Raw genomic sequence first — 10,883 nt, 5'->3', positions numbered from 1 at the left:
TGTGGATTGAGCGCACCCACCCATGAATCAAAGAGTTGCACGACTTGCGCCCCCGCACTGATTTGCGCTGTTAGATAGTCAATCAAAACAGCAGTCAACTTCTCCATAAATGCGTGCCAAACTTCAGGCGTGTTATACATCATGGATTTTGCCATTTTATAATCTTTCGAAGGACCGCCTTCTATCATATAGGATGCGACAGTGAAGGGTGCACCGCAAAAGCCGATTAGAGGGACATCTGTCAGTTCGCCACGCAAAATGCGAATCGCTTCCAAAACGTGACCCAAACTTGCTTCCACTTCGACGGGCTTCAGTGCGGCAACATCCGCTGCTGTGCGAACAGGGTTTTCAATAATAGGACCCTTGCCAGGCACAAACTCGAAGTTCACACCCATTGGCTGGAGGGGCAGGAGAATATCAGCGAAGAGAATTGCTGCATCCATGCCAAAAGCTTTGATCGGTTGAAGGGTTACTTCGGCAGCGATCTCCGGTTGTGCAACCATCTCCAGCAGACTATATTTCTCGCGAATTTTGCGATATTCGGGCATATAACGCCCCGCCTGACGCATAAACCAGACAGGGGTTTGGTCTACAGGCTCAAGACGGCAAGCCTTCATGAAATTGGAGTTATCAGATGTATTTGTCATTTCTTTATTTTCCGTTTTCAGCTGCATTTGCGACCAGAATACAACCTGGGTCGCTTTCCATATAATCGCCAGTTACGCCGTAAGCGCGTCCACGTTGTCCACCACAGACTTCACGATATTCACAATCTCGGCAAACGCCTTTCAGTTTGGAATAATCACGCAAATTCTTGAAGATCTCATGGTTTCTATAAACGTCGACCACATCGTCTTCACGTACCATTCCTGCTGTTAGAGGGAGGAAGCCCGAAGGTTGGATTTCGCCGATATGTGAGATGAAGAGGAATCCATTCCCATCGTTAACACCCTTTTTGGGGCGATGCAATCCGTCTTCATATTGGAAACCTGCTCCCTGAAAAGCGACAGGTTTGCCATCGCTCTGCTCGGCACGTTTGCGTTCAATTGCTACGCGCCTGTACATCTGTGCGGCTGTGGCTTTGATGTCAAAAGGAGCGACTTTTGAAAGGTCATAGAGCCAATTGAAGGTACGCTCATGTTCTTCGGCAGAGATCATTTGGTTGATCATCGCGCGCCCGGTTGGGACGAGGAAGAAAACCGACCACTGGACTGCGTTGACTTCTTCGATGAAAGGAACCATTTCTTCCAAAATGTCAATATTATGCTTGGCAACGGTCGTGTTGACCTGTACGCTGATACCAACTTCCTGCGCACGGTGGAGAATATCCATTGTGCGTTTCCAGGAGCCTGACACTTTGCGAAAATCATCGTGGACTTCGGCGCGAGGAGCGTCGAGGCTGAGGGCAATGCGTCGGATTCCGGCATCACGTACTTCTTCGAGGCGTTTTTTAGTGGGCAATGCTGTGGCTGTAGGCGTTAATGAACAACGGAGGCCTTTTTGGGACGCGTATGTGATCAGCTCAGCCAAATCCGGGCGCACCATCGGGTCACCACCAGTAAAGATCAATATTGGAGAACCGAAGTCAGCCAGTCTATCAATAAGAGTAAAAGCTTCTTCTGTTGAAAGCTCATTTACATCACGTTTATGCTGTGCATCCGCACGACAATGGACGCAGGCATAGGCACAGGCTCGGCTTACTTCCCAAGCGATCGTGAATGGGGATTGATCAAAATCTGCGATAACCATCCGTTGATCCCGCTGCCCGCGCTCGGCTGCTGCACGTTCACTCAAATTTCTAGCTTCTGTCATAAATTACTCCTGGTCTTTATATTTTTTTGTTACTCAGTCGTGTCTTTGCGAGGTAGTTTTATCGCCAACGCAATCTCCCGAACGGTATAGGAAACCGCCACGTCGCAAAAGCACGCTCCTCGCAGAAATATTTCGGAAAGATTGATTACTTCAGCCACTTGGCTGCATCTTTAGCATGATAGGTGATGATCAGGTCTGCGCCTGCACGTTTCATCGACAGCAATGTTTCAAGCGTGACCTTCTCTTCATCAATCCAATTATTGGCTGCGGCGGCTTTGACCATTGCATACTCGCCACTGACGTTATAAGCCGCCATGGGGAATTCAGGAAACGCGTTTTTGACCGTGCGGATAATATCGAGATAAGCTAACGCGGGTTTGACCATCAGCATATCCGCACCTTCACCCACATCCAGGGCGGCTTCACGCAGCGCTTCGTTGACATTTGCAGGGTCCATCTGATGAGATTTTCGGTCACCGAATTTAGGTGCGCCATCTGCCGCATCACGGAATGGACCGTAAAAGCCAGATGCATATTTAACCGCGTAAGACATAATAGGCAAATTTTCAAATTTCGCAGCGTCTAAAGCCGAACGAATGGCAGAAACCATCCCGTCCATCATCCCGGATGGAGCAACAATATCCGCTCCACATTCGGCGTGAGAAATAGCGACCTTGCCAAGAATATCCAGAGATGGATCGTTCAGCACATAGCTCTCGGGAAAAGATGCCTGAAAGTGTTCGCCCGTATTCAAAATCCCACAATGCCCATGATCGGTATACTCGCAAAGGCAAACATCCGTTGCCACAACCATCTCTGGGATTTCACGTTTTATCGCTCGAATTGCCTGCTGAACAATGCCATTTTCGGCAAAATTTTCCAACCCAATCGGGTCTTTTTCAGCGGGTAATCCAAATAAGATTACAGCAGGAATACCCAGTTTTGCCGCTGTCTCTACTTCGCGCACAGCTTCATCAACAGAGAGTTGGTCTACGCCAGGCATGGAAACGATCGGTGTTCGTCCACTACCATGTCGCACAAAAAGCGGATAAATGAAATCGCTGGCGTTCAGTTCGGTTTCACGCACCATCGCACGCAAGGCTTCGCTCTGTCGCAAGCGGCGCGGGCGAGCTATAGGAAATTGAGCATTTTTATTCATAAATAATATTTTGGTTTATCAAACTTTCAACCAATCCTTCAACAGTATATTTTTTTGGCATCACCGCTACAGAGAATCCCTCTCTTTCAGCAGCTTCTTTTGTAACGGATCCTATACAAGCAAAAACAGGCTTGCCTGCCAAATCAAAAGGATCAAGGCCAGCATCTTTCGTCAGGCGAATGAAATTTTGCACCGTAGATGGGCTTGTAAAAGTGACCACATCTACGCCTTCACGCAAAACGGATATTCCTTCTTTTTCAGGTTGAGTTGGCAATGTCTGGTAAATAGCAATTTCGTGGACAATCCCCCCAGCAGCTAAAATTTCTTGTGGCAAAACTTCTCGTGCGATCTCGGCTCGTGGAAGCAAAATCCATTTGTCGTTTAGATCGCCTAAGCCGGGCAGGATGGCTTTACTCACATATTCTTCCGGGACGAAATCCACCGCCACGCCACGTGACCTGAGGCTTGCTTCCGTTTTTGAGCCGACGGCGGCTACCTTAGGCAGTTGTAGCGTCTCCCCCACAGCATCGAAAAACACATCCACAGCATTGGATGACGAGAAAATCACCCACGCATATTTCTCTATATCTTTCACCGCATCTTCCAAGGGAGAAAGATCATCCATTGGGCGAATCTGAATAACAGGGAAGAAGATTGGCTCGAATCCTGCTGCTTCTAGCGCATCGGCAAAAGCTTCTGCCTGTTTACGAGGACGAGTGATCAGAACTTTAGGCATATTCTAGCTTTAGCCTTGCAGGATTTCTGCTGCACCTTGTGCGAGAGCTTCTTCGGCAAGTTTTTTGCCGAGTTCTATAGCATCGTTTCCTTCGCCAGAGACTTTGATCACTTTTTTACCGTCCAGCGAAGAAACCAAGCCCGTTAAGCTAACAGTCGATGTCTGATGATTAACTTTTGCGTACGCGGCAACAGGAACAGCGCATCCGCCGCCGAGACCTGCCAAAAAGACGCGTTCGGCGGTAACGGCCAAACGAGTAGGCAGATGATCAACCGCAGCCAGCAAGTCCAGGGTCGCGTTTGCGTCGGTTCGACATTGAACGGACATCGCTCCTTGTCCGGGTGCTGGGAGCATCTCATCGAAGGAAAGTATCTGCATTTTCTCGCCAAGTTCTGCATCCAAGCCAAGGCGAATTAATCCAGCAGCGGCGAAGACGACGGCATCGTATTGTCCTTCGAGCAGTTTACGAAGACGAGTATCTATATTGCCGCGAATATCAGCGATTTTAAGATCGGGGCGAAGAGCAAGAAGTTGCGCCGCTCGCCTCGGGCTGGATGTTCCAACTTTTGCATTCTCAGGGAGCGTTTCGAGGGTGTAGCCTGCTTCGGAAACAAGGGCGTCACGAACATCAGCTCGCGATGGGATTGCGCCCAGCATGAGCCCCGTTGGGTTTTCTGTGGGCAAATCTTTTAAGGAGTGAACGGCAGCATCTACGCGTCCATCGAGGAGCGCAGCTTCGAGTTCCTGGGTGAAGAGACCTTTACCGCCGATCATGGGAAGAGGCTTATCAAGAACTTTGTCGCCTTGGGTGACGAAAACTTCTTCTGTGCAGCTAAGGTTTGAATGAGCAGCATGCAAGGCGGTTATGACCCAGGTGGTTTGCCAGCGAGCAAGTTTGGAGGGGCGGGTTGCAAAAATTAAATTCATGATGATCTTGGGGTTTCCGGAATATCAAAAAGGGCTCGGGCTACTGTCGCATATTGTGGGGCTTGCTCGTTGCTTGCTTCAGAGCGTAATCGTCGAATAGGGGCATCAACCAGTTTTTTGACCAGTGCCTGTGTGAGCGCTTCAATCCGCTTGCGATCTCTGTCTTCCAGATCGGGTAGACGGCGCAGGGTTTTGGAGAGCTCAAGCTGCCGAATGCTTTCAGCCTGTTCACGCAGATTTGCGATTAGGGGCAGCATATCGAGTGATGCGAGATAATCATTATAATGTGCTTTTTCTTCAAAGAGGATGCTTTCTACATGCGGCACTTCTGCGCTGCGTTTTGCAAGAGAATCTTCGAGCTGTGTATTTAGCCCATCCATATTAAAGAGGTTGACGCCAGGGAGGTCTCCTACATCAGCGTCAATATCTCGTGGAACAGCAATATCTATCATCACGAGTGGACGCTCTGCACGATCTTTTAGCGTTTTCTCAACTTGGGGAACATGGATAATTGTATGAGGCGCACCAGTGGATGCTATCAAAATATCAGCACGTGTGAGGGCTGTAGCAAGCTGCTCAAAGGTAGAGGTCTCTGCCCCCCAACGTTCAGCCAAAGCCAATGCGCGATCTAGTGTGCGATTGACGACAAGAATTTTCATCGCTCCGCGTTTACGCAATGCTTCGACAGCAAGCTCTGCCATTTCTCCAGCACCAAGAACAACGATTTGTGCTTTCTCTATCGCAATAACGGTTTTCTCAGCAACAGAGGCTGCCAGCGATGAAACAGATGAGGGGTTACGTCCGATCAGAGTTTCTGTGCGGGCTCTCTTCCCTGCGTGGATAGCGGTTTGGAATAAACGAGAAAGGATAGGGCCAACCGTGTTTTGTCCGCGAGCAAGTTGAAGCGCGTGCGTCACCTGTCCGAGAATTTGGGGCTCCCCAAGAACCAGTGAATTTAATCCGGCTGCAACGCGCAAGAGATGTTCAATTGCATCCTGATCGAGATGATGATAAAGATGAGGGGCTAATTCTTCTCTGGGAATGTCGTGGATATCTGAAAGAAAAATTTCCAGCTCAACTGAAGATGTTGAACTGGAAATTACATAAATCTCTACCCTATTACAAGTGGAGAGAATGATCATTTCAGTGCTTATGGACATTCCAATGCCACATCCTTGGCGGGCGAGGGCTGATTGAATTTGGTCATCGTTGAACGCTAGTTTTTCTCGAAGGCTAACGCTTGCTGTGTGGTGATTAATACCTAAACAATGAATGTGCATACGCCTCTCAATACCTTTCAGGATAATTCTAGATACTATAGCGCCAAAATGCACAATTACGGTGTAGATTTGTAGAGAATTTGCTTAAGAGTCTTATGAGAATAAAGCAGCCTAAGGTGGCTTTGAAATAGAAATTCTAAGATAGTTCAAGAAATCAACAGATTTCACCACCTCTCCCAACCATTTATAGAAGCCTGTTTTTTACTATTTTCGTATTTCGGACTCTATCTTTATATTGCTAAAGAAGTGTATGGGTAATGACCACTCTGATACCAATGCCTAACAAAATCAGGCCACCTAGAACTTCTCTTTTCTTTCCAAATTATTTTCCAAGATATAGCCCGGCAAATAAGCCTACTGCAGATAAGAGCAAAGCAACCAAACCGATCATAACTACAGATAATAATATTGGAACATTGAGAAGAGCAATACTCAATCCAACAGCAAATGCATCAATACTTGTAACAAAAGAGAGGACTACTAGAACATACCCCGTAGAAGGATCCTGCTCAAAAGCTTTGCCATTTCCATTCAGCCCAGAAAGGATAAAATTAATCCCAACATACCAAAGCAATACAAGGGCGATCCAATAATCAAATTCTTTAACATAATGAACGATTGTTTCTCCGGCCAACCAACCTAAAGCTGTCATGCCTGCCTGAAAAATGCCGAAGTGAGCAGCTAATCTGATTTTGCCACGCAGGCTGGTAATTTGCCCTGACTCAGCAGCACATCCGCTTCTCGCAGTTTTTAATTATCTGTTCAATTGAATAGCATCGTTTTCTTGGCATTGTCTGTCTCCTTTTTCCTGATCTGTAACATTCTACTTGGATCAGGTTTCGGGGGGCAGGTCACCCACCCATTCAAGGACATTTCCTACCATATCATACAATCCATAGCCAAGCTACTTACCGCAACCGTACGACCACTACACTCATGGACCTGAGTGCTATTTTCCGCTCCAATCTGGCAACTTGGATTCTGATCCCCTCAAGGATATTTTTTACCTTCAAATCCACTGCGAGCTGCCTTCTCCCATTGCGCTTCAGTTGGCATTCTCATATTTACCCAAGAACAATACGCTTGTGTACCGTGCCAACTTACTTCCACAACCGGGTGATTCCGATAATCGTTCTGCGACTGCCATTTCTCGCCGCTCTGGAGGATCAACACGTCACTATCTTCAGCATCCAACCACGTGATTCCATCTATACACTGGAAGTGGATCGCCGACTGTTATGCGCCCTACAAAACTTGATATCCTTCTTGAACTCCACTCTCATTTCTTCTCACCGGTGCAATAAATTGTATGATTTGTGTTTTCAGTTCATCTCGCAAGAAACGATACGCGGCTGAAAGGTAATTAATATTGGCCGCATAACAGCTGTTAAAAATCCGACATCCAAAAGGCATCTAATTACATTTTTCTCTTCTGAGCAATCTGTAACTCAAGTTAGTGACTTCCATCATTTGACTTATCTATATAGTTAGTACTAAAATAAAACTAGTGAAAACTTACACAATATGCTTGATCGGTTTAGATTCACAGCAAACTGTAGTTATCGGAGGAGGGCACGTCGCAGCTCGAAAAGTGGAGGGTCTATTAGTCGCTGATGCTCAGGTAAAGGTGATTAGCCCAGTGCTAGTGCCAGAACTACAATCGATGGTTGATATGAACACGATCACTTTTATCCAACGTTCGTATCAAAACAGCGACTTGGAAGGGGCTTACCTGGCTGTTGCAGCAACCGACGATTTAACTGTAAATCAAGCCATATGGGCTGAGGCGAAACAGCGCGGCTGCCTGATCAATGTGGTGGATGATCCTGAACATAGCAATTTCATCCTACCGGCAATCGTCCAACGAGGCGAGATGAGCATTGCGATTTCGACGGGAGGAGGCAGCCCGGCATTAGCGCGACGGATGCGCGAGCGCCTGGAAGGAATTATTGGACCCGAATATGGCACTCTGGTCGAGGTGTTAGCTGAACTGCGCCCAGAGCTCCTTACCAAGCACTCCCCTGGCAGGGCTCGTCTGCAAGCAGCTTTACGTATCATAGATTCAGAAATTCTGCACATTATCCAAATTCAAGGGAAAGACGCGGCACTAATCTATGCTAGAGAACAACTACACCAACAATACTGACAACTCTTCCAGTGGAATCGTTTATCTTGTCGGAGCAGGCCCCGGCGATCCCGGGCTTTTGACCTTGCGTGGGCTAGAGTGTTTGCAAAAAGCAGATTTGGTCGTGCACGACCGGCTTGCAAACCAACAACTACTGGCACATGCACCCCAAGCAGAGATCATCGATGTCGGTAAAAAGCCCGATCATCATCCAACTCCTCAGGAACGAATAAACGCCATTCTTGTAGAAGAGGCGCAAAAGGGAAAAGTTATCGTAAGACTCAAAGGCGGCGATCCGTTTGTCTTTGGGCGCGGTGGAGAGGAAGCGCTATCTCTGGCCAAGGCGGGTATTCCATTTGAAATTATTCCCGGAGTGACGAGCGCGATATCAGTTCCGGCTTATGCTGGCATTCCGGTCACGCAACGAGGCGTGGCCTGTAGTGTGGCATTCATCACCGGGCATTGTGCAGGCTCAAAACCCTTGGACGTAGATTGGCAAGCACTTTCTCAGGGGGTTGACACGCTTGTATTTCTAATGGGCGTGCACAGCCTAAAGCTGATCGTTACCTCGCTGCTGAAAGTGGGTCGTTCACCAGAAACCCCCATTGCTCTGATCGAACGGGGAACTCTACCGGAACAAAAGGTGGTCACGGGAACGCTAGATAACATTCTCGAAGAAGCTGCTGATATCGAACCGCCTGCAATCATCATCATCGGCAAAGTGGTCAGCCTGCATCCAACTTTGGAATGGTTCAAGTCGACTTTAGAAATTTCCTTAATGGGATAAGGGCAAGGTAATTCAAAGATGACACGCGCGCTGGTTACCGGCGGAACGGGGTTTATTGGATCAAATATCGCCCTGCGTTTAATTGAACGCCACTGGGATGTGCGCATTCTGGAGCGTTCGGAATCATCTCGAGAACTTTTGGAAGGTGGTCCATTTGAATTTGTCATCGGTAATGTGCTGGAGCCTGACAGCTTGCTCCCGGCAATGGAAGGTATTGATGTAGTTTTCCATGCAGCAGGAGTAGTCGATTATTGGAATCAGGGTGAAGAGCACATGTACAAAGTCAACGTAGACGGTACACGCAATGTAATGGAAGCAGCCCTAAAGTCCGGTATTGATCGGGTGGTACACATCAGTTCGACCGCAGCCATGGGAATTCATCCCAATGAAATCGTTGACGAAAGTTACACGTTCAATGTCGAACCCGAACGTTTTATTTATGGACATAGCAAGTACCTCGCAGAAGAGATCGCTTTTGAATATATAGAAAAAGGATTGCCCGTTGTTCTCGTCAATCCAACGACCGTAATAGGACCACGTGATGTACGCAAGGTATCAAGCGGGATGGTTGTAGAGGTTGGGAATCACCACGTACCGCCATTCATTCCTCCTGGCGGGATCAACATCATTCCCATTTGCGACGCAGCACAGGGAGCTATTGAGGCAGTTGAAAAAGGACATGTAGGGGAGCGTTATATTCTGGGCGGCGAGAATATTTCACATTTACAACTATATAAGACGATAACGAATGTGGTTGGATGCGGCATGAAGCTCAAAGCCATGCCACGCTGGCAGGTATCCATTATCGCCAGCTTGACAGACATGCTACAACCCCAGACCAGCGGCCCGGTTCCACTAACAGGTGATCGATTACGCCTTGAAGCGCAGTTCTTCTTTTATGAAACGACCAAAGCTCGTACAGCTTTTGATATGCCCCAAACACCTTTGCGCATTACCATCGGGAGAACTTATGAGTGGTATGACCTAATGGGCGAATTTGAAGGAACTTATGAGAGCTTGGAGGAGAATGGCACCTGCAAGTATTGCAAACGCTCTCGTTACTGCGAATGGCCGCCTCAACCCGAAAAACTCAAGGGGCAGGGGTAAGTTATGGCAAAGCTCCTAGATCTTTTCCGTACTAGTTGGAAACGTTTCTACCAAAAGTGGTTAGAGTACGTTCTGACAAGAAAGTGGTTTGATGTTGGCTTGCGCAGCAAGATGTCGCTCTTGGTCACAGTTGGCCTAATAGGGTTGATTTCCATTTTTGCTTTCATTGCCATTTCTACTTTTCGCCAGGCAACGCAACAGCAACTCTCCGAGCATGTATTACGAGCACGCATACTTGCAGAAAGCTTGGACTCAAGTCTTAGCCACGTCGCAGGTATGCTCACCATCCTATCATCACAAATCAATATGGACAGCTCTCAGACAAACCTTGAAGAGTGGGAAGTTGTTTTTGAACGGGATTTCCGTCCAGTTCAAGGAGTCTACCTATTTGACTCAAACAATCATTTGCTTGCTGCTACGGCGACAGCGCCAAACATCAAATGGGAAGATATGTCACTGGCTCAAACTATGGATAGCAATCTAACGCGAAATATAATAATTGATGGGATACCACGCCCTTACGCAGTTGTTGCTGTGCCAGTTACTCATCCAAATAGCACCCATCCTGAAGGAACCCTGGCTGCCATAATAGATCTCTCTAATCCGGATATTTTCATTTCAAGTAGCTCGTTAGATACGGAGCTAGATGGGACGTTGCAAATATTGGATTCTCAAGGGCAGGTATTAGTTAGCACCCATCCGGATCGAACACTTACAGAAAACACAATAGAAAAAATTACTAATCAACTATTTACAGAAGACAAACCAAGATTCGAAGCCTGTCTGGGTTGCACAACAAATGAACTAAATACAGGGACTGTAATAGCCTTTGCTTCACTTTCGCAAGCCCCCTGGATGGTAGTGATTTGGCACGACTCTCAAGAGTTGTTTGCCCCTGTAAGAATGATGGGATTTCAAACCATAGTTCTTGGCCTGGTTGCCATATTAGG

Annotated in this window: 11 protein-coding genes and 1 pseudogene; 4 read left to right on the top strand and 8 right to left on the bottom strand. The window is 47.4% G+C overall.

Features of this window, described 5'->3' with window-relative positions:
- From hemE to AC3DOM_RS10620, 8 genes and pseudogenes are all read right to left on the bottom strand, one after another.
- On the bottom strand, positions 1-647 hold a 647-nt coding region (hemE, locus tag AC3DOM_RS10655; protein WP_487919028.1), incomplete at its 3' end, for a uroporphyrinogen decarboxylase.
- A 4-nt stretch (positions 648-651) separates the two neighbouring features.
- Positions 652-1,812, bottom strand: a complete 1,161-nt coding sequence (locus AC3DOM_RS10650; protein ID WP_487919027.1) for a TIGR04053 family radical SAM/SPASM domain-containing protein — start codon at positions 1,810-1,812, stop codon at positions 652-654.
- A 145-nt stretch (positions 1,813-1,957) separates the two neighbouring features.
- Complete coding sequence (gene hemB, locus AC3DOM_RS10645; RefSeq protein WP_487919026.1) at positions 1,958-2,971, bottom strand: porphobilinogen synthase; 1,014 nt, start codon at positions 2,969-2,971, stop codon at positions 1,958-1,960.
- Positions 2,964-3,707: a uroporphyrinogen-III synthase gene (locus tag AC3DOM_RS10640; RefSeq protein WP_487919025.1), complete on the bottom strand. Its 744-nt coding sequence runs from the start codon at positions 3,705-3,707 to the stop codon at positions 2,964-2,966. Before AC3DOM_RS10640 ends, hemB begins: the two co-directional genes overlap by 8 nt.
- 9 nt (positions 3,708-3,716) lie before the next feature.
- Positions 3,717-4,634: a hydroxymethylbilane synthase gene (gene hemC, locus AC3DOM_RS10635; protein ID WP_487919024.1), complete on the bottom strand. Its 918-nt coding sequence runs from the start codon at positions 4,632-4,634 to the stop codon at positions 3,717-3,719.
- Entirely contained in the window at positions 4,631-5,914 is a 1,284-nt protein-coding gene (gene hemA, locus AC3DOM_RS10630) for a glutamyl-tRNA reductase (protein ID WP_487919023.1), read from the bottom strand. The genes hemC and hemA overlap by 4 nt, the downstream gene beginning before the upstream one ends.
- Before the next feature lie 322 nt (positions 5,915-6,236).
- Positions 6,237-6,605 carry a manganese efflux pump gene (locus AC3DOM_RS10625; RefSeq protein WP_487919029.1) on the bottom strand — a complete coding sequence of 123 codons (369 nt, stop codon included), beginning with the start codon at positions 6,603-6,605 and terminating at the stop codon, positions 6,237-6,239.
- A 302-nt stretch (positions 6,606-6,907) separates the two neighbouring features.
- A pseudogene (locus AC3DOM_RS10620) lies at positions 6,908-7,108 on the bottom strand (formylglycine-generating enzyme family protein); the annotation flags it as partial.
- A gap of 313 nt (positions 7,109-7,421) precedes the next feature.
- On the opposite strand from AC3DOM_RS10620, the gene AC3DOM_RS10615 reads away from it, so the two are divergent.
- From AC3DOM_RS10615 to AC3DOM_RS10600, 4 genes are all read left to right on the top strand, one after another.
- Positions 7,422-8,060, top strand: a complete 639-nt coding sequence (locus tag AC3DOM_RS10615; protein ID WP_487919022.1) for a precorrin-2 dehydrogenase/sirohydrochlorin ferrochelatase family protein — start codon at positions 7,422-7,424, stop codon at positions 8,058-8,060.
- On the top strand, positions 8,029-8,826 hold the full coding sequence (cobA, locus tag AC3DOM_RS10610; protein WP_487919021.1) for a uroporphyrinogen-III C-methyltransferase: 798 nt from the start codon (positions 8,029-8,031) through the stop codon (positions 8,824-8,826). The genes AC3DOM_RS10615 and cobA overlap by 32 nt, the downstream gene beginning before the upstream one ends.
- Positions 8,827-8,844: 18 nt before the next feature.
- Positions 8,845-9,933 carry an NAD-dependent epimerase/dehydratase family protein gene (locus tag AC3DOM_RS10605; protein ID WP_487919020.1) on the top strand — a complete coding sequence of 363 codons (1,089 nt, stop codon included), beginning with the start codon at positions 8,845-8,847 and terminating at the stop codon, positions 9,931-9,933.
- A 3-nt stretch (positions 9,934-9,936) separates the two neighbouring features.
- A partial coding sequence (locus AC3DOM_RS10600) for a cache domain-containing protein (RefSeq protein WP_487919019.1) occupies positions 9,937-10,883 on the top strand: 947 nt, incomplete at its 3' end.

Source organism: Candidatus Desulfolinea nitratireducens (assembly GCF_982879505.1).
The sequence above is the reverse complement of the archived record's forward strand: the minus strand, read 5'-3'. Positions and strand labels throughout refer to the sequence as shown.

Excerpts from the sequence above, each read along its gene's own strand:
- AC3DOM_RS10605 (WP_487919020.1), top strand. The coding sequence starts at position 8,845 with ATGACACGCGCGCTGGTTACCGGCGGAACGGGGTTTATTGGATCAAAT.
- hemB (WP_487919026.1), bottom strand. The coding sequence starts at position 2,971 with ATGAATAAAAATGCTCAATTTCCTATAGCTCGCCCGCGCCGCTTGCGA.
- hemC (WP_487919024.1), bottom strand. The coding sequence starts at position 4,634 with ATGAATTTAATTTTTGCAACCCGCCCCTCCAAACTTGCTCGCTGGCAA.
- AC3DOM_RS10650 (WP_487919027.1), bottom strand. The coding sequence starts at position 1,812 with ATGACAGAAGCTAGAAATTTGAGTGAACGTGCAGCAGCCGAGCGCGGG.
- AC3DOM_RS10640 (WP_487919025.1), bottom strand. The coding sequence starts at position 3,707 with ATGCCTAAAGTTCTGATCACTCGTCCTCGTAAACAGGCAGAAGCTTTT.
- hemA (WP_487919023.1), bottom strand. The coding sequence starts at position 5,914 with ATGCACATTCATTGTTTAGGTATTAATCACCACACAGCAAGCGTTAGC.
- cobA (WP_487919021.1), top strand. The coding sequence starts at position 8,029 with ATGCTAGAGAACAACTACACCAACAATACTGACAACTCTTCCAGTGGA.